The organism is Burkholderia sp. BCC1972, from assembly GCF_905339605.1.
Lineage (GTDB): Bacteria > Pseudomonadota > Gammaproteobacteria > Burkholderiales > Burkholderiaceae > Burkholderia.
Genome location: NZ_CAJPGH010000001.1, coordinates 532,734 through 553,166 on the forward strand (window position 1 = coordinate 532,734; position 20,433 = coordinate 553,166).

17 protein-coding genes are annotated in these 20,433 nt (G+C 65.9%); 6 read left to right on the forward strand and 11 right to left on the reverse strand.

The features are described 5' to 3' along the window. Window positions 1–26: 26 nt before the first annotated feature. The 5 genes from U5798_RS02395 to U5798_RS02415 all read right to left on the reverse strand — a co-directional run bounded on the left by U5798_RS02395 (window position 27) and on the right by U5798_RS02415 (window position 4,920). A complete protein-coding gene (locus tag U5798_RS02395; protein WP_322081205.1) occupies window positions 27–1,592 on the reverse strand; it encodes a histidine kinase in 1,566 nt (521 codons plus the stop codon). Window positions 1,593–1,657: 65 nt separating this feature from the next. Then, window positions 1,658–3,070: an HD domain-containing phosphohydrolase gene (locus U5798_RS02400; RefSeq protein WP_322081052.1), complete on the reverse strand. Its 1,413-nt coding sequence runs from the start codon at window positions 3,068–3,070 to the stop codon at window positions 1,658–1,660. Window positions 3,071–3,181: 111 nt separating this feature from the next. Next, complete coding sequence (locus tag U5798_RS02405; RefSeq protein WP_322081053.1) at window positions 3,182–3,631, reverse strand: GNAT family N-acetyltransferase; 450 nt, start codon at window positions 3,629–3,631, stop codon at window positions 3,182–3,184. Between the two features lie 39 nt (window positions 3,632–3,670). Continuing rightward, window positions 3,671–4,108, reverse strand: a complete 438-nt coding sequence (locus U5798_RS02410) for a hypothetical protein (protein ID WP_322081054.1) — start codon at window positions 4,106–4,108, stop codon at window positions 3,671–3,673. A gap of 203 nt (window positions 4,109–4,311) precedes the next feature. Continuing rightward, window positions 4,312–4,920 carry a short chain dehydrogenase gene (locus U5798_RS02415; protein ID WP_124448449.1) on the reverse strand — a complete coding sequence of 203 codons (609 nt, stop codon included), beginning with the start codon at window positions 4,918–4,920 and terminating at the stop codon, window positions 4,312–4,314. Window positions 4,921–5,027: 107 nt separating this feature from the next. Here U5798_RS02415 and U5798_RS02420 point away from each other — a divergent pair, with 107 nt between their 5' ends. Next, entirely contained in the window at window positions 5,028–5,921 is an 894-nt protein-coding gene (locus U5798_RS02420) for a LysR family transcriptional regulator (RefSeq protein WP_322081055.1), read from the forward strand. A gap of 136 nt (window positions 5,922–6,057) precedes the next feature. On the opposite strand, the gene U5798_RS02425 is transcribed toward U5798_RS02420, so the two are convergent. Both U5798_RS02425 and U5798_RS02430 read right to left on the reverse strand, forming a co-directional pair. Further along, window positions 6,058–6,384 (reverse strand): EthD family reductase, encoded by a 327-nt coding sequence (locus tag U5798_RS02425; RefSeq protein ID WP_124448455.1) that lies wholly within the window; start codon window positions 6,382–6,384, stop codon window positions 6,058–6,060. A 154-nt stretch (window positions 6,385–6,538) separates the two neighbouring features. Further along, a complete protein-coding gene (locus U5798_RS02430; protein ID WP_322081056.1) occupies window positions 6,539–7,462 on the reverse strand; it encodes a LysR family transcriptional regulator in 924 nt (307 codons plus the stop codon). Between the two features lie 106 nt (window positions 7,463–7,568). Between U5798_RS02430 and U5798_RS02435 the strand changes: the two genes are divergently transcribed. From U5798_RS02435 to U5798_RS02450, 4 genes are all read left to right on the forward strand, one after another. After that, the gene (locus U5798_RS02435; RefSeq protein ID WP_322081057.1) at window positions 7,569–8,303 is read left to right on the forward strand and encodes an SDR family oxidoreductase; all 735 of its coding nucleotides are present in this window, start codon (window positions 7,569–7,571) and stop codon (window positions 8,301–8,303) included. Between the two features lie 13 nt (window positions 8,304–8,316). Next, the gene (locus U5798_RS02440; protein WP_124448461.1) at window positions 8,317–9,084 is read left to right on the forward strand and encodes an SDR family NAD(P)-dependent oxidoreductase; all 768 of its coding nucleotides are present in this window, start codon (window positions 8,317–8,319) and stop codon (window positions 9,082–9,084) included. 27 nt (window positions 9,085–9,111) lie between these two features. Further along, window positions 9,112–9,708 (forward strand): NADPH-dependent F420 reductase, encoded by a 597-nt coding sequence (locus U5798_RS02445; RefSeq protein ID WP_322081058.1) that lies wholly within the window; start codon window positions 9,112–9,114, stop codon window positions 9,706–9,708. Window positions 9,709–9,984: 276 nt separating this feature from the next. Beyond that, window positions 9,985–10,554, forward strand: coding sequence for a YdeI/OmpD-associated family protein (locus U5798_RS02450; RefSeq protein WP_322081059.1), 570 nt, complete (start codon window positions 9,985–9,987; stop codon window positions 10,552–10,554). 81 nt (window positions 10,555–10,635) lie between these two features. Here U5798_RS02450 and U5798_RS02455 read toward each other — a convergent pair whose 3' ends face one another. From U5798_RS02455 to U5798_RS02465, 3 genes are all read right to left on the reverse strand, one after another. After that, window positions 10,636–11,808 carry a chromate transporter gene (locus tag U5798_RS02455; protein WP_124448467.1) on the reverse strand — a complete coding sequence of 391 codons (1,173 nt, stop codon included), beginning with the start codon at window positions 11,806–11,808 and terminating at the stop codon, window positions 10,636–10,638. Window positions 11,809–11,828: 20 nt separating this feature from the next. Continuing rightward, window positions 11,829–12,791, reverse strand: coding sequence for a chromate resistance protein ChrB domain-containing protein (locus U5798_RS02460; RefSeq protein ID WP_322081206.1), 963 nt, complete (start codon window positions 12,789–12,791; stop codon window positions 11,829–11,831). A 290-nt stretch (window positions 12,792–13,081) separates the two neighbouring features. Further along, window positions 13,082–13,312: a hypothetical protein gene (locus tag U5798_RS02465; protein ID WP_322081060.1), complete on the reverse strand. Its 231-nt coding sequence runs from the start codon at window positions 13,310–13,312 to the stop codon at window positions 13,082–13,084. A 379-nt stretch (window positions 13,313–13,691) separates the two neighbouring features. On the opposite strand from U5798_RS02465, the gene U5798_RS02470 reads away from it, so the two are divergent. Beyond that, window positions 13,692–14,426 (forward strand): ABC transporter substrate-binding protein, encoded by a 735-nt coding sequence (locus U5798_RS02470; RefSeq protein ID WP_322081061.1) that lies wholly within the window; start codon window positions 13,692–13,694, stop codon window positions 14,424–14,426. A 79-nt stretch (window positions 14,427–14,505) separates the two neighbouring features. On the opposite strand, the gene uvrA is transcribed toward U5798_RS02470, so the two are convergent. After that, window positions 14,506–20,400: an excinuclease ABC subunit UvrA gene (gene uvrA, locus U5798_RS02475; RefSeq protein WP_322081062.1), complete on the reverse strand. Its 5,895-nt coding sequence runs from the start codon at window positions 20,398–20,400 to the stop codon at window positions 14,506–14,508. Window positions 20,401–20,433 lie beyond the last annotated feature (33 nt).

A 20,433-nucleotide genomic window follows, 5' to 3' on the forward strand; every position in this document is an offset into this window, starting at 1 on the left:
GCGGCCGTCGTCATGGCGTCACGGCGTCATGCACGTTGCGCGAGTGCGGCCGCGCTCGCGCGGTCGCCTGCCTGCCGGACCGGCAGCCTCACGCGGAAGGTGGTACCGCGCCCCGGCTCGCTGGTCACGTCGATCGCACCGCGATGGCGCTCGACGATGCCGTGCGACACCGACAACCCGAGCCCCGTGCCCTGCCCGACCGGTTTCGTCGTGAAGAACGGATCGAAGATCCGCCGGACGACGTCGGGCGTCATGCCCGCGCCGGTATCGCTGATCGCGATCGACACCTGGTCGCCGTCGCGCGACGTGCGGATCGTGATCACGCCATGTTCGGGAATCGCCTGCGCCGCGTTGACCAGCAGGTTCATGAATACCTGGTTCAGTTGCGACGGCAGGCATTCGACCTGCGGGACATCGCCGTAGTCGCGCACGACGTCGGCCTTGTACTTGAGTTCGTTATGGACGACGTTGAGCGTGCTCTCGAGGCCCGCATGCAGATCGACGATGTGCCATTCGTCGCTGGCCGGTCGCGAGAAATCGCGCAGGTCCTGCACGATGCGCCGCACGCGCAGCGCGCCGTCGATCGATTCGTCGATCAGCGTCACGATCTCGTCGCGGACGTAGTCGAGATCCGCCGCGCGGCGCACGGCTGTCAACGCGTCGCGTGCGGCCGGGTCGTGCTGCGGCAGTGCGGCTTCATGTGCGGCGACCACGTCGAGCAGGCTGCGCACCCACGTCTTCAACGTATTGAGGTTCGCGCTGACGAAGCCGATCGGATTGTTGATCTCGTGCGCGACGCCGGCCGCAAGCTGGCCGATCGACGCGAGCTTTTCCGACTGCAGCAACTGCTCGTGCGTTTCCGCGAGCGCATGCAGCAGGCGCCGTTGTTCGTCCTTTTCCTGTTCGAGCAGCACGTGCGCGGCCTTGCGTTCGTCGATCTCGGCGGCCATGTTTTCGCGCGTGCGTTGCAGCATCTGCGTCGTCTGCTCGTAGCGTCGCAGCGCGCGTTCGAGCTCGTCGGTTCGCAACCGCACGAGCCGTTCGAGCGTGTCGGTCATTCCGCGCAGGAACGTGGTGCGCGCATCGAAACGGCACAGCATCAGCGTGACGACCAGCGTCGCCATCGTAAACAGCGCAACCGTCGTCGCGAGCCACGGTGCGTCGACGCCTCGTGCGGCGCCGCATCGCGCATCCGGCGCGAAATGGGCGGCCGCCATCGCCGTGTAATGCATGCCGGCGATCCCGCCGCCCATCAGCACGCCGCCCGCGCATAGCCGCCGCCAGCCCAGCCGCGCGCGCGTGACGACGTTGAGCGCGAAATACGACACGAGCACGGCGATCGCCAGCGAGATCCCGGTGCCCTGCCACGCATAGCCGAGCGGGATCGGCAGCGAGAATGCGAGCATCCCGACGAAATGCATCGACCAGATGCCGGTGCCCATTGCCGCCGCGCCGCCGCCCAGCCACGCCCGCTTCAGCTTCGGGTCGTCGAGCAGCGAAATGAAGGCCGCGAGGTCGAGCGTCGTATAGGAGGCGAGCGTCGCGATCGCGAGCGACAGCAGGACGAGGGAGACGTTGTAGGTGCCATGCATGATCGAGCGCCCCTGGCTGGGTGAAGGCATCGGCGCGGTGCGCGATCGATCGCGCACCGCGGCCGTCAGGCCGGCGGCGCGCCTGCGCCGGGCGCCTGCGCCGACGCCGCCGGGCCGGCCAGCACGAGGATGTCGAACGGTGTCCCTTCCCGCGTCTCGAAGCGCCGCACCAGTTCGATCTGGTGTGCCGACATCACGCTGCCCTTCGTCATCAGCAGCACGCCGCGATGCGTGCGCAGATCGTCGGCGAGCCGCATCCCTTCGCGCAGTTGCGCCGACCGGACCTCGGTGACGGACGCCGCGATGCCGAGACTCGCGGGATCGCGCATCAGCTCGGTGAAGCGCTCGACCAGCTGCGGGTCGTAACGCACGCCGGCCTGCGAGCGCAACACGTCGATCGCCTGTTCGATCGAATGCGGCGCACCGATCTCGCCGTGGCGCAGCCCTTCGAAATCGCGTGCGATCGCAACGATCCGCGAGCCGGGCGGGATCGCGTCGCCGATCAGCCCGTCCGGCGTGCCGCGCCCGTTGAAACGCTCGTACTGGTGCAGCACGATCGACGCGACCTTGTGCAATTGCGCGACAGGCGTCAGCACCATCTGCGCACGCAGCGGATGTTCGTGGAACAGCCGCTGCTCGTCCGTCGTCATCCGCGTGAGCGGCTTGTGCAGCAATTCATCCGGCAGCGACAGCTTGCCGATGCCGTGCAACAGCCCCGCGAAATAGACATCCTGCGCGTGCAGCTCGCTCATTTCTGCCGCCAGCGCGAGCCGACGCGCGATCTCGCCGACCCGCATCGAGTGCCCGCTGGCGGCCCCGCAACGCAGCTCGATCATGCTCGCGCAAACCTGCACCATCGCCGTGAAGCTGCGTTTCAGGTCGCGTTGCGCGGCCTCCAGGAACATCACGGTCTGGCCGAGTTCCTCGGTGCGCGCACGCACCTGCGTTTCGAGTTCCGTGTTGAACAGCCGCAGCGCGTCGTTCTGCGCCTCCGTCAGCGCAGCCAGCCGGGCCGCTTCGCGGCGCAAACGGCGCTGCTCCAGCGCCTGCTCGATGGTCAGCAGCAGGTCGTGATCGTCCCACGGCTTGTTCAGGTAGCGATACACGCCGCCTTCGTTGACGGCCTGCACGACCGACGCGATCTCCGCATAACCGGTCAGCAGGATGCGCATCGTGTCCGGATACAGCGCCCGTGCGCGTGCCAGGAATTCCGCGCCGCTCATGTGCGGCATCCGCATGTCGGACACGATCAGGTCGATCTCCGTCGACGCCAGGATCCCGAGTGCGGCCTCGCCGCTGCCGGCGGTCAGGATCTCGTAGCCGGTGGGCCGCAATACGCGCCTGAGCGCCGACAACACATTCGGCTCGTCGTCGACCAGCAGGATCGACGGTGCGCGGCCCGCGTCGCCGGATGCCGCGGTTGCGTCGGGAATTTCGGATGGCACGCCATTCACGTCGTTCGTTGCAGATGTCGGCATAATTGGCCTCGGTTCAATTATTCACATCCTCTCTGCAACATCGGCCGGCCTCGCGTTTTCCCATATTGGTGAAAACGCTAATACGTGCGCGCCGATTTCAATGAACGGGCGCTACGCCGTGGTCGAACCCGGTTCGCGCACGTAGTAGATGTCCCATTCCGCTTCGTCGGTCTGCACGAAGCCGTGCCGTTCGTAGAAGCGGTTCGACGCGCTGTCGCGCAACGCGCCGACGCGCACCGTGATGCGTTGCGCATCGGCCCGCGCGAAGATCTCGCGCAGCACGGCCGCGCCGATCCCCTTGCCCTGATGCGCGGGCACGATGTACAGGTGATCGAGCAGCCAGTGATCTGCGTTCGGCCGGACCATGTAAAAGCCCGCGCGTGCGCCATCGGCTTCGATGAAACGGCAGAGCGTCGGGTCGAACGACGCAAGAAACCGGTCGCGTGCACGCTGCGGATCGAAACGGCCGATGCGCTCGAGGCTGTCGCGCATCGCGGCGATGCGGATCGCGACCAGGGTTTCCGCGTCGGATTGCGAAGTCGGGACGAAGGTCAGGTTCATTGATCGGGACTGGAGTGATACGGACGAAACGCGTGCCCGTCAGGGCGCCTGGATCCCGTCGGCCCGCGTGGCCAGGAATCGCAGGTACTTGCCGTCCTCGTCTTCGAACAGCTCCGGCCCGCCGCCCATGTAGGCGCGCATCAGTTCGTCCGCCGCGCGGTCGAGATTGCCGAGTTCGAACTGGCACTGGCCGAGCCTCAGATGCAGGAACGGGTTGCCGACCGCATTGGGGAAATGCATCGCGTGGCCGAGATTGTCGCGGCCGGCCGCGTAGTCTTCCTGAAAGAAATTCGCGTCGCCGATCGCGGCCATGAGCCAGGTGCCGGCCTCCCAGTTGGTCTTGGGCTCGGGAAGCAGGTCGAACGCTTCCCAGTATTTCGCGAGTGCGCCTTCGAAATCCTCGTCTTCCGCCAACGCGTCGCCCGCCTCGCTCAGCGCGCCGATCTGCTCGTAAAGTGCGTTGTCCAGTTCTGCCATGGGGGGTCCTTGTTCTGGAAATGGAAGGGGCGTCGGGCGACGAACGAGGCGTTGCAAATGCGGTATCGACCGCACCCTGCAGCGCGCCGTGCTTGATGGGTTCGCCACGCTAACCAACAGTGACGCAGCATACCCGAGCGCCGTGACGCTTGCGCATCGCTTTCCGATGGACTGGCTCGACGCGTGCCGGCGGGCGTGTTACTTCAATGACCGACCCGATAGACGCGGCCGCTGTGTACGCCCTCCACACTGCGTCGATAAGCCATTGCCACACGCGCCGCCGGCACGCCTTCGTAGCCGGGAAAGAACGGCCCGAACCGGTCCATGGACTCCGTCAGCACGGTCGGGCTCACGGCATTGATGCGCAGACCGCGCGGAAAATCGCAAGCCGCGGCACGCACGAACCCTTCGATCGCGGCATTCGACGCGGCGGCATGGGCACCCTGCGCAATCGGATCGTCGACCGCGATGCCGGACGTCAGCGTGATCGAGCCGCGGTCGCTCAGGTAATGCTGGCCAATCAGCGCGACGCGTACCTGCCCGAGCAGTTTGTCCTGCAGGCCTTGATGGAACTCGGCCGCCGTCATCCTTTCGATGGGCGCCAGAATGACGTTGCCTGCAGCGACGACGATGGCGTCGACGCGCCCGATCTGCTCGAACAGCGACCCCACGCTGTCGTCGCGGGTAATGTCGGCCAGACGGTCACCACGGGTGCGGCCGACACGAATGATTTCGTGCGTGCCGTCACGCGCCAACTCGTCTGCCGCGGCACGGCCGACGTCCCCGCCGGCACCGATTACGACGATCTTCATCGAACACTCCTTTTCGCGTTCAGGTTGAGACGCCGCCATTCTTCACCGAACCGACGAGCCCATAAATGTGCTCTAATTTCCGACACTACTAACCCCCAGTTCGCAATATGGACCGACTGCGTGCCATGGAAACCTTCGTTGCCGTCGTGGAAGGCGGCAACTTCACCGAGGCCGCGCAGCGGCTGGAAATCTCGGCGGTCATGGTCGGCAAATATGTGCGCGAACTGGAGGAGCGTCTCGGTGCGCGCCTGCTGGAGCGCACCACCCGGCGCCAGAGCCTGACCGATGCCGGCCGCGGGTTTTACGAAGACGCCAAGCGTGCGCTCGAACACATGCGTATCGCCGAAACGTCGGTCGAACGGCTGCGCGCGTCACCGTCCGGTACGTTGCGAATCAGCGCGCCGATCACCTTTGGCGCCTGCGTCGTCGCGCCGCTGGCCGCGACGTTCCGGCAGATGTATCCGCACGTGCGAGTCGAGCTGGAACTGAGCAATCGCAACGTCGACCTGATCGACGAGGGCTTTGATCTGGCGATCCGCATTGGCGACTTGGGCGACGCCGATCTCGTTGCAAAGCCGTTGACGCTGTATCGCATGGTGATCTGCGCGTCGCCGGGCTATCTTGCCCGGTACGGACGGCCGGAGACGCCGCAGGATCTGGGCGCGCATCATTGCCTGTCTCACACGGTGTGGAACCGCCGCAACGGCTGGAAGCTCGGGGACGACGACAGCCCGCACTTTTCGGCGGAATCGGTGTTCACATGCAATGACGGCAACGGCCTGCGGATGGCCGCGATCGCAGGGGCAGGATTGCTGCTGCAACCGGAAGTCCTCGTGAGCCACGATCTGGCGAGCGGCGCGTTGGTGCAGGTGCTGCACGACTATTCACCGAAGCCGCATCCCGTCCATGTCGTGTATCGGCACGACCGGCGCCCGCTACCGAAGCTCACCCGCTTTGTCGCGCATTTGCTCGAGCATGTGACGGCGCGTGAAGCGTCGTAGCGTGCGGTTTCTGCTTGAGGATATATCCGACGACGCCCAGCGGCCAAGCGGTGCTCGTCGCCCTTGCACCTTGGCGCCACTGGCCGCTCAGATACGCCACACGCGGATGCGGCGCGTGGCGATATGCAAACCTTGGTCAGTCTTCCGAACGCTCCACGACCACCTCACTGATTTGCAGCACGGGGCGTATATCCGTGTAATTGGCGATGTCGGCCATGATCTCCTGCGCGTGCGGGTCGCGGGCTGCCTCGAAAGCTTCGACGGAAGTGCAGACGAAGTCGCATTTGGCCACGTAAACAGGATCGGTGCCCGGCGCACCGCCTGCGATACCCTTGTCTATCGTGTAGTACAGACACGCAGCGCCGAGCCGCTGTTTCACCATCGGCATATGTCTCTCGCGATAGTAGACATGATCGAATCGCGCGCCTGCGGCGTAGGGATACATGACACTGACCTTGATCATCGGGTTCTCCTGTTGCTGCACGGTAATCGAGGCGCCACCGACATCGAGGCCGCCGACATGAGGCGTGGCGAAGCACTTGCTGCGGAATCGGCATCGTCACTTTTCTGATTGTAAGCACTCTGGCGAACCTGCCGCCTTCGAAAGCGGCCGCACGTCATGTCGACTTCGCTCTGCGCACCCTTTGCGAAGGACAATTGCCGAGGAGCTCGACCAGCCGTGTCTCGCATCCGGAAAACGCGTACCCGCGCCGCTGCGAGATCATGAACGTAAGGGGCCGCATGTGCCATGCGCGCCGTTGTAGCTCGACGAGTGTTCCCTTCGCGAGGTCTTCCTCGACCATATGGCGCGGCATGTGCCCCCAGCACAGGCTCCCCCTGAGCAGGTCGTGCTTCGCGCCGAGATCATTCACCCACCACTGGCGTTCGCTGGCGACCCCTTGCTGCGTCTTTTCCGCGTCGGGCTGATTGTCGGTGACGACGAGCTGGATGTGCCGGCCGAATTCCTCCCGCGGAATCGGCTTCGCCATTGCGGCCAGCGGATGCAATGGCCCACATACGGTCACCATTTGCGCATCAAGTAAATGATGCCGTTCCACGGTGCCGGGGCTCAGCTCGGGCACGTCCGTGATCGTCACCGCCAACGCGCACGTGCCTTGGAGAACCAGACGCTCGCCGCCCTGCATGGTTGTCATGCGCAGATTGATCGCGACCGTCGGAAAGTCCGCCTGCAGCGTGCGAAGGCATGCAATCAGGTGCGCACGCGGAAAATAGGTGTCCACGGCGATCGACACCTGCGGGACGCCGGTTTCAGCAATCGCAACCGCACGCATCTTCATTTCCTCGGTGCGCGAGATCACGCCGCGCGCATCGGGCAGGAGGCTGCGCCCCGCGGCCGTAAGCGTCGCCTTGCGCGTGTTGCGCTCGAACAGCACCACGTCGAAGGCACTCTCGAGCGCGCTGATCGCGTGGCTGATCGCCGACTGTGCACGCCGCAACTGGCGTGCAGCCCCCGAAAAGCTCCCCTCGTCACACACGGCGACGAACGCCCGAAGCTGATTGATGGTGACGTTGTCCAGCATAGATATCTAAAAAGTAGATGACATCTATAGATATTCAGTCAATTGTCTTCATGAATCAAGCGTCCCAGAATCGGGTTTACCGCTCTTGTTTCGAAGGACGCACGACATGAACAGACTGAAAGGAAAGACCGCTGTGATCACGGGTGGCGCAACCGGCATCGGCCGCGCTGCCGCAAAACGCTTCATCGAGGAAGGCGCTTTCGTCTTCCTTTTCGGCCGCCGCCAGGCGGCGCTCGACACCGCGGTGGCCGACCTTGGGCCCAATGCCCGCGCGGTGAAGGGCTCGGTCTCCGAACCGGCCGATCTCGACCGGCTCTACGCGGCGGTGAAGGCGGAGCGCGGAACCCTCGACATCGTCTTCGCCAACGCCGGCACGGGAAGCCCGCTTCCGCTCGGCCAGATCACCGTCGAGCACATCGACGACACCTTCGACACCAATGTGAAGGGGACGATCTTGACGGTCCAGAAGGCGCTGCCGCTGATGGGCCCGGGCGGTTCGATCATCCTGACCGGATCGAGCGCCGGTACCACCGGCGCCCCCGGATTCACGGCCTACAGCGCGAGCAAGGCCGCCGTGCGCAACCTCGCCCGGACTTGGGCCGAGGACCTCAAGGGCACCGGCATCCGCGTGAACGTGCTGTCGCCCGGGGCGACGGCGACCGAACTGGCCAAGGAAGCGCTGGGCGAAGAGGGCCAGAAGGCCTACGGTGCGATGACGCCGCTCCAGCGCATGGCCGATCCGGCAGAGATCGGGGCCGTGGCCGCCTTTCTTGCGTCGCCGGACAGCAGCTTCATGACCGCCAGCGAGGTCGCCGTCGACGGCGGCCTGGCGCAACTCTGAGGAGAAGTACCCCATGACCCAATCGCTAAAGGGCAAGACCGCACTCGTGACCGGCGCGTCAAGAGGCATTGGCCGCGCCATCGCCGAACGTCTCGCCAACGACGGGGCGACAGTCGCACTGACCTACAACGCCAGCAAAGCCGGCGCGGACGAGGCCATCGCGGCCATCGAGAAAGCGGGAGGCGCCGCGTTTGCCGTCCATGCCGATCTCGTCGATCCGGCGAGCGTCCCGGCCTTGTTCGAACGACTCGACGACGAGTTCACCAGGCGGAACGGCAGCAAGGCCCTCGACATCCTGGTCAACAACGCCGGCAATTCCGGCTGGGTCGGCTTCAAGGACGCGACACCGGAGAGTTGGGACACGCTGATGGCGGTCTACGCCCGCGCGCCCTTCTTCATCATCCAGGCCGCGCTGGATTGCCTCGCCGATGGCGGGCGCATCGTCAACATTACTTCCGCTGCCGCGACGAAGCCCGTCACGGCGGCGCCCGTCTACTCGATGGCGAAAGCGGCCATCAACACGCTGACCCATACGCTCGCCATCGAGCTGGGGCCGCGCGGCATCACCGCGAACGCGGTAGCGCCGGGCTTCACGCGAACGGATGCGAACGCCGCCCTTCGCGAGAATCCCGAACTCGTCAAGGCGGCCGAGGCCCAGATCGCGCTGGGGCGCTTCGGCGAGCCTGCGGAAATCGCCGCCGTGGTGGCGTTTCTGGCTTCCGATGACGGTCATTGGGTGACCGGCCAGACGATCGAGGCGAGCGGCGGCTACAAGCTCTGAGCGCACCGGGAAACGAAGGAGGAACACATGAGTTACGCAATCATCGGCTTCGGCAAGATCGGTCAAGCGCTTGCCAAGGCGTTCGCCCGCAACGGCATCGATGTGGCCGTTGCAACCACGCGCGCCCCGGCAAGTTTTGCGCCGGATGCAGCAGCGATCGGACCGACTGTCATTCCCACGACCCTGGCGGAAGCAGTCAAGGCGGACGTCATCTTTCTGGCGGTTCGTTTCGAGTCACACCCGGCTGTCGCGAAGGCGCTGGCCGACTGGACGGGGAAGACCGTCATCGACGCGATGAACACGCAGGCCCCGCTTGACGAACTGGGCGGCCTCCCGTCCTCGGCCGTCGTCGCGAAGGCGTTCAACGGAGCCAGGCTGGTGAAAGGCTTCAACCATCTGGCCGCTGCCGTCCTTGACCAGGACCCGGCCGTCCACGGCGGCAGGAGAGTCGTGTTTCTGGCGAGCGACGATGACGATGCCGCCGCGGACGTGGGTGCGCTTGCGGAAAAACTCGGTTTCGCGCCGATCCGGCTTGGCAGGCTTTCGGAAGGCGGATGGCTCGTGCACGCGCGCGGAAAAAGCTGGGGACACCTGATCTTCAAGGACTTGATCAGGTTTGACTGACGAACCTCGGTGTTCGGAAATCCGGCCGAGTCGAATGGACAGTCGCCGGGCACGGCGGACGCCCCAACGGCAACAAGCGGGAATGAGTGCTCGTGGCTGGCAACCGCCGCTATGGATGGGTCAACCGATCGTGACGAGGCAACACACTTAACGCGCATCGACGACCCACCTTCGATTTCACCACGAGTCGCACCACGGACCTTGATGTCCGCATAAACACTGTTAGACTGCGGACGCCCTCCCCGCACCCTGTACCCAACCATTCAGGACAGCGACATGACCGAATGCGCGCTAACGTTTACCAGCCAGGCCGAATGGGAAAGCTGGTTGACGCAGAACGGCAGCACTTCGGCCGGAGCATGGCTGCGTCTGGCGAGAAAAGGCGCCGGGCAACGAACCGTCACCTACGAACAGGCGCTGGAAAGCGCGCTCTGCCATGGCTGGATCGATGGTCAAAAGCGGGCCGAGAGCGAGACATTCTGGTTACAACGCTTCACCCCGCGCTCCGCAAAAAGCATCTGGTCCAAGCTCAACACGGACAGGGCTGAAGCGCTGATCGCCGCAGGCAGAATGCGGCCACCCGGCATGGCTGAAATCGAGAAGGCCAGGAAAGACGGCCGCTGGAAGGCTGCGTATACATCGCCCTCCAACTCGACCGTACCGGACGATCTGCAGTCGGCCTTGGACGCGCATCCGAAAGCCAAGCAGTTTTTTGCAACGCTGAACAGCCGTAACCGCTATGCCATTCTGTTTCGGATCCAGAATGCCAAAAGGCCGGAAACGCGGGCGCGCAAGATCGGCGAATTCATCGACATGCTGAACCGCGGCGAAACCTTCCATCCATAGAGCTTGCGCGTCCGGCAGACTCGAACCCCCGGTTGATCCTGGGCGCTCGTCGCATCATCCACTGCATGACAGCCGCCACGGTCAGTGATGCAAGAGCGGATACACGATCAAGCCAATCACGGCGGCGCCGGCCACGACCACCGGTTCCGACAGCTTCCTGAACCTGACCAGCAGCACGATCGTCGCAAGTGCCATCAATGCGGTGGGCACATCGACGATCGAACGTCTGGCCAGAACGATCACCGAACCCGTGATGGCCCCCACGGCTGCGGCCGTTACGCCGTCGACGAACGCCAGAATGGCCGGCAGCTTGCCGTACTTCTTGAAGTACGGAGCCGGCAATACCGTGAACAGGTAGCACGGCAGGAACGTGCCGGCTGCCGCCACGCATGCGCCTGGCAGGCCCGCCACCAGGTAGCCGATGAAACCCACCGTGATGACGACCGGCCCCGGCGTGATCATCGCGACCGCAACGGCGTCGACGAACTGTTTCTCGTTGAGCCACTGATGCTCCGTGACCACGCCCCCATAGAGGAACGGTACGATCGCCAGTCCCGAGCCGAACACGAAGGCGCCGGCCTTGGCAAAGAAGGCGGCAAGTTGCGCAAGCTGCGGCCAGTCGACGCCCCCCAGCCATGCGCCGGTAGCCGATACCGGCAATGCGACGATCGCATCGACGCGCCGCTGGCGAAGCCACCTGGGCGGCGAGCGCGTGAACCAGACGAGCAGGCCGGCTGCGAGAAACAGCCACGCCACTTCCGATTCGGTGATCACCGTCACGGCAACCAGCCCCAGATAGATCGCCCAAAGCAGCTTGTCCCGACCGATGCTCTTGGCGGTCAGCTTGCGTGCGCTGATCGCGATGATGCCGATCACCGCCGCGCCGACACCGTAGAACACCGACTGCATCCACGTCAGGCCGCCGAATCGCGTGTACGCGTAGCCAAGCAGCACAACCATCAGAAACGACGGCAGCACGAACGCGATCCCGACCATCGTCGCGCCGAGAATGCGATAGTGCACATAGCCGAGATATATCGCCAATTGCGCTGCCAGCGGGCCGGGAGCGAGCTGCGCGAGCGCGAGGCCTTCCTTGTAGTCCGCATCGGCGATCCATTTGCGTGTGTCGACGAGGTCTCGATGCATGTAGCCGGCGAGCGCAACCGGGCCGCCGAAGCCCGTCGTGCCAAGCCACGCGAAGTACATGATCAGTTGCCACAGCGTATAGGCAGGGCGATCGCGATGTGGGTTCATAGGATGGCCGAGCAGCGGGGTTACGATTTCCGGTTGCCGCGAAAATGGGCGTACAGCGAATCGAGTACGGTCCCGATCTCCGCCAGCAAGGCGTCGTCGCCGACAAGGCGCTTGCGGGCACCGGCCAGAATGGCTTCGAATCCACCGGCTTCCGGCACGGTCGACCCGCCCACGTCCAGCGCATGCACCATCGCACCCAACCGGACGAGTCCCTCGTTGTCGTCCAGCCCGAAGCTGGCGATCAGGACTTCGAATGAAACGCGATCGCCCACATGCGTGAACGAGGCGCCGTCGAAATCGAAGCCGACAGCATCAACGGGACATTCCGCGATGTTGTCCAGCCAGACAAAGCGTGCATGCGGATCGATGAAGCGCTGGATCAGCCATGCGCTGGCGACGCGATCGACCCACAGGTGCCGCCGCGTCGCCCACAACCTGCCTTGATATCGAGCCGTGTCGCGGCGTGGAATGCCGCCCCGGGCAGCACGCGGCTCGCCGGGAGATCGAAGCGCTTCGATGGCGGCGGTGAAATCCCGCCATTGCGCACTTGCGCGCAGCGAGGTTTCGCCGGGAAAGAAATCGATACTGCGGATGGCGTCATACGTGCGAGCGTGGCGACGTTGCAGGCGATTGAGATCGGCTGCGGCGAGCTCGGGCAGTGTCTTGCGGTCCTCCGAAAGCTCGGCGAGCCAGTCGACGTATTCCTCGGCGCGATCGAACAGCGCCCGGTACGCGTCCTCGTCGGACGGATTTTCCGAACGGACCTGCAACAACCACGCTTGCCCGTCGCCGTTACGTGCCTCGTCGGCCAGATCGCGCAACTGCGCCGCCTGATCGGCATGCGCCGGCAACAGATATGCGCCGTCGCGTAATGCGCCACAGCCGAGTGCCTTGACGGCACGCCAGATGCGCATCCGTGCCGTCGCGCCGGAGGTCGGCAGACTGACGATCAGCAGGAGCCAGGTAGTGAAGGCGGCGTTCATGACGGCAGCATAGCCATCCGTCACAAGCGCTGCAAGTGTGTAGAGATCGCTACACACTTGCGATCTACTTCGGAACGAAGGAACCAGGGAGCAATGCCAGCCGGTGAGTTCGACGAACCTCACGTCGGAACGCTACGTCGTCAGGACGCACAAATTCAAAAGCGGCGCTGCGAGTCACGCCGACTTGTTCGACACATATCCGTCAGCCAATCGAACCAGGATATGCGCTGCAATCACCAAAGAAACGAAATACGACCATTCGTCGGCTGGCTACTCGACTGAGCAAAGCCCTATTTGCCGTGCAGCGATGAAAGGACAAACGTGCCCAGTTCAACAACCATACTGAACGCAACGAAAAACAACACGACCTGCCCGACGGCTTTGGCCATATCCATCATGCGCTGTTCGAACGCGCTGACTGCGATAGGCTCCCGTTCCCGGCGAGCGTTACGTGTCAGCGCCGCATACCCGACAACGACAAAGATTCCCCGTGCAATCAGTCCCGCTGTGTGCAGATTCATATTTTTAGCGCCTCTGGAAGAACTGTCGTTTTTTTAGCTCCACAAGCATATACAAATCCCGGAGCCGAATCCAAATTTTCCCCGCTTTGATTGCCCGGGAAAAAAAGTCACAACTCGTTCGATCGATGACGATTTTACGTTTCCGTAGACGACATCGATTTCCTCAATGCCATCCCCGCCCGTTCACGACGAAGCGCATGCACTGACCCGCGCGGACCGCTGGGTCGACTGGCCCGACAGGCCGCTCGGCGATCATGACGGGATGCCGGGCTGATGCATGCAGCGCCTCGTCCGCGGCACGCCGGCCCGAACCCGGTGATAAGCTGCGGGGCGTTACGCAATCGCATCCGCCCGCCCACGTCCCCAACGAGAGCCCGTCATGCCCGTCGCCCCGTCCGTCGTCTCCGCATTCACGCCCACCGGCAAGCTCCGCGCGTCGATCAACCTCGGCAACCCGATCCTCGCGAACCGCGATCCGGCGACCGACGAACCGTTCGGCGTGTCGATCGACCTCGCGCGCGCGTTCGCCGAGCGCCTGTCGGCCGAACTGGAGCTCGTCGTATTCGACGCCGCCGGCAAATCGGTGCAGGCGCTGACCGAGGAGCGCGCCGATTTCGGCTTCTTCGCAATCGATCCGCTGCGCGGCGAAACAGTCGCGTTCACCGCCCCGTATGTGCTGATCGAAGGCTTCTATCTCGTGCCCGACGCTTCGCCGATCCGCACCAACGACGACGTCGACCAGCCGCACAACCGCGTGGCCGTCGGCAAGGGCAGCGCGTACGACCTGTTCCTTACGCGTGAGCTGAAATCCGCACAGATCGTGCGCGCGCCGACGTCGCCAGCCGTCGTGCCGACGTTTCTCGAGCAGTCGCTGGAAGTCGCCGCCGGCGTGAAGCAGCAACTCGAGGCCGACGCCGCGAAAACGACCGGCCTGCGCCTGCTCGACGAGCGCTTCATGGTGATCCGGCAGGCGATGGGCGTGCCGAAAAGCCGCGGCGAAGCTGCCGCAGCGGAGCTGAACGCATTCGTCGAGGAAATGAAGGTGTCGGGCTTCGTCGCCGATTCGCTGCGTCGGCACGGCATCACGGGCGCGTCCGTCGCACCGGCCGCCTGACCGAACACTGCTAGACGAAATAAAACAGCCGCGGTGTCTCGCCAGACACCGCGGCCGTTGACGGGACGAAACCGCGCGCTCAACCGACGCGTGCTTGTCCCTCGCGCTCGGCTTCACCCTCATCCGAACCCGTACGCGCCAGCACCGGCTTCAACGCCTGCCCCGTATGGCTCGCGCTCACCTTCACGAGCGCTTCGGGCGGCGCCGCCGCGACGATCGTGCCGCCGCCCACACCGCCTTCCGGCCCGAGATCGATGATCCAGTCGGCTTCCGCGATCACGTCGAGATCGTGCTCGATCACGACGACGCTATGCCCCGCATCGACGAGCCGGTGCAGCACGCGGATCAGCTTCGCGACGTCCGCCATGTGCAGGCCGACCGTCGGTTCGTCGAGCACGTACAGCGTGTGCGGCGCCTTCTGCCCGCGCCGCGTGATGTCGTCGCGCACCTTCGTCAGCTCGGTGACTAGCTTGATACGCTGCGCCTCGCCGCCGGACAACGTCGGCGACGGTTGGCCGAGCGTCAGGTAGCCGAGCCCGACATCCTTCATCAGCTGCAGCGGATGCGCGATGTTCGAGATCGGCGCGAAGAACTCCACAGCCTCGTCGATCTCCATCGTCAGCACGTCGCCGATGTTCCGGCCGCGCCACGTGACGGCGAGCGTCTCCGGGTTGAAGCGCTGCCCGTGGCACACGTCGCACGGCACCTTCACGTCGGGCAGGAAGCTCATGCCGATCGTGCGCACGCCTTGCCCTTCGCACGCGGGGCAGCGCCCGTCGCCGGTATTGAACGAGAACCGCGACGCCGTGTAGCCGCGTGCGCGCGCTTCCAGCGTATCCGCGAACAGCTTGCGGATCGTGTCCCACACGCCGATATAGGTGGCCGGACACGAACGCGGCGTCTTGCCGATCGGCGTCTGGTCGACCTCGAGCACGCGATCGATCTGCTCCCAGCCACTCAGCGACTCGCAGCCCTGCCACGCATGCGTGACGTTCAGCGACGGCCGCGGCGCGCTGCGCGCGAGCACGCTCGAACGGCGGTTGGCCGCCGGCGCGTCCTGCTGCGCGGCCTTGCGCGCGCGCCGCGTGGCCGGCGACGACAGCACCGAGCGGCCGACCGCGTCGAGCAGGTTGGTCATCAGCACGTCGCGCGCGAGCGTCGACTTGCCCGAGCCGCTGACGCCCGTCACCGCGACGAGCCGCGCGAGCGGAATGCCGACCGTGACGTCGCGCAGGTTGTGCAGCCGTGCGCCGTGCACGGTCAGCCACGCTTCCGGCACCGCCTCACCGTCCTTCCTGCCCGGCAGGCTCACGCTGCGGCGCGGCTGCAGCGGGTGCAGCATCGGCTGCGCGAGCAAGCGCCCCGTCACCGAATCCGGCTGGGCGGCCAGATCGGCGACCGCGCCCTCGGCGACCAGCGTGCCGCCGCGCTTGCCGGCGCCCGGGCCGACGTCGATGATGTGATCGGCGCGGCGGATCGTGTCCTCGTCATGCTCGACGACAACGAGCGTGTTGCCCTTGTCGCCGAGCTTGCGCAGCGCGTCCAGCAGGATCTGGTTGTCGCGTGGATGCAGGCCAATCGTCGGCTCGTCGAGCACGTAGCAGACGCCCTGCAAGTTGCTGCCGAGCTGCGCGGCGAGCCGGATGCGCTGCGCTTCGCCGCCCGACAGGCTCGGCGCCGCGCGGTCGAGGCTCAGGTAGCCGAGCCCGACTTCCTCGAGAAACGCGAGGCGGCTGCCGATCTCGCTGACGATGTCGCGTGCGATCTGCGCATCGCGCCCGGTAAGTTCGAGCGCGTCGATCCAGCGGCGCGTATCCGATACCGTCCACTGCGCGACCTCGACGATCGGATGCGCATCGAACGTGACCGCGCGCGCGGACGGGTTCAGTCGCGTGCCGTGGCAATCCGGGCACGGCTCGTTGCCGACGCCTTCCGGTTCCTGCTCGTCCGACGGCAAGGTTTGCTCGCGGCCGCGGCCGTCCTCGGCAAGCACCGTGTCGTCGTACGCGGCGCGCTGTTCGCGCGTGAGCGTGACGCCGGTGCCGACGCAGGTCGTGCACCAGCCGTGCTTGCTGTTGTACGAGAACATCCGCGGGTCCAGTTCCGGATAGCTCGTGCCGCACACCGGGCACGCACGCTTGACCGACAGCACCTTGACCGTGCCGACGCGCGCGGTCGACCGTTCGCCCTGCATCGCATCGTGCAGCCCGTCGAGCGGCGCGAGCAGGTGCATCACGCCCTTGCCGAGTTCGAGCGTCTCGTCGAGCCTGCGCCGCAACTCGGCCTCGTTGTCCGGCGACACGACGAGATCGGCGACCGGCAGCTCGATCGTATGCTCGCGGAAGCGGTCGAGCTTCGGCCACGGATCGACCGGCACGAACTCGCCATCGACGCGCAGATGCGTGCTGCCGCGCGCCTTCGCCCACTTCGCGAGATCCGTGTACACGCCCTTGCGGTTCACGACGAGCGGCGCGAGCAGCCCGACGTGTTCGCCGCGATGGTCGCGCAGCAACTGCGCGGCGATCGATTCGACCGACTGCGACGTGACCGGCGTACCGTCGTGGATGCAATGCTGCAGGCCGAGCTTCACATACAGCAGCCGCAGGAAGTGCCACACTTCGGACGTGGTCGCGACCGTACTCTTGCGCCCGCCGCGCGACAGCCGCTGCTCGATCGCGACGGTCGGCGGAATGCCGTACACCGCATCGACCTCGGGGCGGCCGGCCGGCTGCACGATCGAGCGCGCATATGCGTTCAACGATTCGAGGTAGCGGCGCTGGCCTTCGTGGAACAGGATGTCGAACGCGAGCGTCGACTTGCCGGACCCCGACACGCCGGTGATCACGTTGAACTTGCCGTGCGGGATATCGACGTCGAGCGCCTTCAGGTTGTGCTCGCGCGCGTTGACGATCCGCACGACGTCCTCGCCCTCGATCGCACGGCGCGCGCGCGCCGCGTTCACCACGGCCTGCAGCGGCACGCCTTCGTCGGCGCGCGCCGCTTCGGCATCCATCGCGCGGTCGTACTGCAGCAGCGCCACGCCCGTATGCGATCCGGCGCAGGCCTTCACGTCGTCGGGCGTGCCCGCGCACAGCACGAGGCCGCCGCCGTCGCCGCCTTCCGGACCGAGATCGATCAGCCAGTCGGCCGCGCGGATCACGTCGAGGTTGTGCTCGATCACGATCAGCGAATGGCCGGCCGCGAGCAGCTTGCTGAACGCCTGCATCAGCTTCGCGATGTCGTCGAAGTGCAGCCCGGTGGTCGGCTCGTCGAACATGAACAGCTTCGCGCGAGCGATGCGCGCCTCTTCCGTCGCGACCCGGCGCCCGTTGGCCGCCGCCGCGGATTCGGCGAGGAAGCCGGCAAGCTTCAGGCGCTGCGCCTCGCCGCCCGACAGCGTCGGCACCGGCTGGCCGAGCTTCACGTATTCGAGGCCGACGTCGACGATCGGCTGCAGCACGCGCAGCACCTCGCCGTCGGTCGCGAAGAACGCGGCCGCTTCGCTGACGGTCAGGTCGAGCACGTCGGCGATGTTCAGCGCGCGGCCGTCGCGCTCGATGCGCACTTCGAGGATCTCGGCGCGGTAGCGGCTGCCGTCGCAGTCCGGGCAGCGCAGGTATACGTCGCTCAGGAACTGCATCTCGATGTGCTCGAAGCCCGAGCCGCCGCAGGTCGGGCAACGGCCGTCGCCCGAGTTGAAGCTGAACGTGCCGGCGCCGTAGCCGCGCTGCAGCGCGAGCGGCGCCTTCGCGAACAGCTTGCGGATCTCGTCGAACGCGCCGACGTAGCTCGCCGGGTTCGAGCGCGTGGTCTTGCCGATCGGCGACTGGTCGACGAACACGACGTCGCCGATCTGGTCGGCGCCCGTGAGGCTGCGGTACGCGCCCGGCGACTCGGTCGCCTTGCCGTGGTGCCGCGCCATCGCCGGATACAGCACGTCCTGCAGCAGCGTCGATTTGCCGGAACCCGACACGCCCGTCACGCACACGAGCCGCTGCAGCGGAATCTCGACCGTCACGTCGCGCAGGTTGTGTTCGCTCGCGCCTTCGAGCACGATGCGCGGCGTATTCGCGTCGACGACGCGGCGCGCCCAGTTCGACGCATGCGCGACCTGCTTGCGGCCGCCCAGGTACTCGCCCGTCAGCGTGTGCGCCGAACGGATGTCGGACGGCGTGCCGTCGTAGACGATCGTGCCGCCGCGCTCGCCCGGGCCGGGCCCCATGTCGATCAGCCGGTCGGCCGCCAGCATCACCGACGGATCGTGCTCGACGACGACCAGCGTATTGCCCGCGTCGCGCAGCCGCTGCATCGCCTCGACGATCCGCGTCAGGTCGCGCGGATGAAGCCCGATGCTCGGTTCGTCGAGGACGAACAGGGTTTTGGTCAGCGACGTGCCGAGCGCCGTCGTCAGGTTGATCCGCTGCACCTCGCCGCCCGACAGCGTGCGGCTCTGCCGGTCGAGCGTCAGGTAGCCGAGCCCCACGTCGCACAGGTACTTCAGGCGCGTGCGCACTTCGGCGAGCAGCAGCTTCAGCGCATCGTCGAGCAGCGCACTCGGCAGGCTGATGCCGTCGAAAAAGCGCCGGATGCGCTCGATCGGCAGCAGCATCAGGTCGTGCACGGTCAGGCCCGGCAACGCTTCGAGCTGCGCGCGGCTCCACTCGACGCCGCGCGGCATGAAGCGCTCGGCCGGCGCGAGCACGGCGTCGGCGTTCTCTTTCGAGCCGAGCCGCCATTGCAGCGATTCCGTCTTCAGGCGCGCGCCGCCGCATACGTCACACGGCGTGTAGCTGCGGTATTTCGACAGCAGCACGCGAATGTGCATCTTGTACGCTTTCGATTCGAGGTAGCCGAAGAAGCGCTTCACGCCGTACCACTGGCTCTGCCACTTGCCGTTCCAGTCCGGCGAGCCGTTGACGACCCAGTCGCGCTCGGCGGCCGTCAGCTCGGACCACGCCACGTCGCGCCGGATGCCGGCCTTCGCCGCGTAGCGCATCAGGTCGTCCTGGCACTCTTTCCATGCGGGCGTCTGCATCGGCTTGATCGCGCCGCCGCGCAGCGTCTTGCGCGCGTCCGGAATCACGAGGCCGAGATCGACGCCGATCACGCGGCCGAAGCCGCGGCAGGTTTCGCACGCGCCGTACGCCGAGTTGAACGAGAACAGCGCCGCCTGCGGCTCCGCGTAGCGCAGGTCGCTGTCGGGATCGTGGAGCCCGGTGGAGAAGCGCCAGATCAACGGCTCGGCGATCGCGTTTTCCGCCTCCGGCGCCAGCACGTACACGTTCACGCGGCCGCCGCCGCGCTTCAGCGACGCCTCGATCGCCTCGACCACGCGCACCTTGTCGGCCTGCTGCACGCGGAAGCGGTCGGCCACCACGTCGAGCACCTTGCGCGGCCCGGTGGGCGACGCGACTTCGCGCTGCGCCTGCACGCGCGTGTACCCGCTCGCGGACAGCCACTGCGCGATTTCCTCGTCGGACACCGCTTCCGGCAACTCGACCGGAAACGTGACGACGACGCGCGGATCGCCGGCTCGCGTGCGTGCGACGAGATCCGCGTAGATCGTCTCCGGCGTGTCGTGCCGCACCTGGCGCGCGGTCTGGCGGTCGAACAGCTCGGCCGCGCGCGCGTACAGCAGCTTCAGGTGGTCGTTCAGCTCGGTCATCGTGCCGACCGTCGAGCGCGAACTGCGCACCGGGTTGGTCTGGTCGATCGCGATCGCGGGCGGCACGCCGTCGACGCGCTCGACCTGCGGGCGGTCCATCCGGTCGAGGAACTGGCGCGCGTACGCGCTGAAGGTTTCGACATAGCGCCGCTGCCCTTCCGCGTACAGCGTGTCGAACACGAGACTCGACTTGCCGGAGCCCGACGGGCCGGTGACGACCGTCATTTCGCCGGTGCGCAGGTCGAGATCGAGATTCTTGAGGTTGTGCTGACGTGCTCCGCGAATGCGGATCAGATTGCTGGATGACAATTTGCCTGCCCGTCTGAATGAGTTAGCCGGAAT

Excerpts from the sequence above, each read along its gene's own strand:
- U5798_RS02435 (WP_322081057.1), top strand. The coding sequence starts at position 7,569 with ATGAACAGACTGAAAGGAAAGACCGCTGTGATCACGGGTGGCGCAACC.
- U5798_RS02425 (WP_124448455.1), bottom strand. The coding sequence starts at position 6,384 with ATGATCAAGGTCAGTGTCATGTATCCCTACGCCGCAGGCGCGCGATTC.
- U5798_RS02420 (WP_322081055.1), top strand. The coding sequence starts at position 5,028 with ATGGACCGACTGCGTGCCATGGAAACCTTCGTTGCCGTCGTGGAAGGC.
- U5798_RS02445 (WP_322081058.1), top strand. The coding sequence starts at position 9,112 with ATGAGTTACGCAATCATCGGCTTCGGCAAGATCGGTCAAGCGCTTGCC.
- U5798_RS02405 (WP_322081053.1), bottom strand. The coding sequence starts at position 3,631 with ATGAACCTGACCTTCGTCCCGACTTCGCAATCCGACGCGGAAACCCTG.
- U5798_RS02415 (WP_124448449.1), bottom strand. The coding sequence starts at position 4,920 with ATGAAGATCGTCGTAATCGGTGCCGGCGGGGACGTCGGCCGTGCCGCG.
- U5798_RS02450 (WP_322081059.1), top strand. The coding sequence starts at position 9,985 with ATGACCGAATGCGCGCTAACGTTTACCAGCCAGGCCGAATGGGAAAGC.
- U5798_RS02465 (WP_322081060.1), bottom strand. The coding sequence starts at position 13,312 with ATGAATCTGCACACAGCGGGACTGATTGCACGGGGAATCTTTGTCGTT.
- U5798_RS02470 (WP_322081061.1), top strand. The coding sequence starts at position 13,692 with ATGCCCGTCGCCCCGTCCGTCGTCTCCGCATTCACGCCCACCGGCAAG.
- U5798_RS02430 (WP_322081056.1), bottom strand. The coding sequence starts at position 7,462 with ATGCTGGACAACGTCACCATCAATCAGCTTCGGGCGTTCGTCGCCGTG.
- U5798_RS02455 (WP_124448467.1), bottom strand. The coding sequence starts at position 11,808 with ATGAACCCACATCGCGATCGCCCTGCCTATACGCTGTGGCAACTGATC.
- U5798_RS02400 (WP_322081052.1), bottom strand. The coding sequence starts at position 3,070 with ATGCCGACATCTGCAACGAACGACGTGAATGGCGTGCCATCCGAAATT.
- U5798_RS02410 (WP_322081054.1), bottom strand. The coding sequence starts at position 4,108 with ATGGCAGAACTGGACAACGCACTTTACGAGCAGATCGGCGCGCTGAGC.
- U5798_RS02440 (WP_124448461.1), top strand. The coding sequence starts at position 8,317 with ATGACCCAATCGCTAAAGGGCAAGACCGCACTCGTGACCGGCGCGTCA.
- U5798_RS02460 (WP_322081206.1), bottom strand. The coding sequence starts at position 12,791 with ATGAACGCCGCCTTCACTACCTGGCTCCTGCTGATCGTCAGTCTGCCG.
- U5798_RS02395 (WP_322081205.1), bottom strand. The coding sequence starts at position 1,592 with ATGCATGGCACCTACAACGTCTCCCTCGTCCTGCTGTCGCTCGCGATC.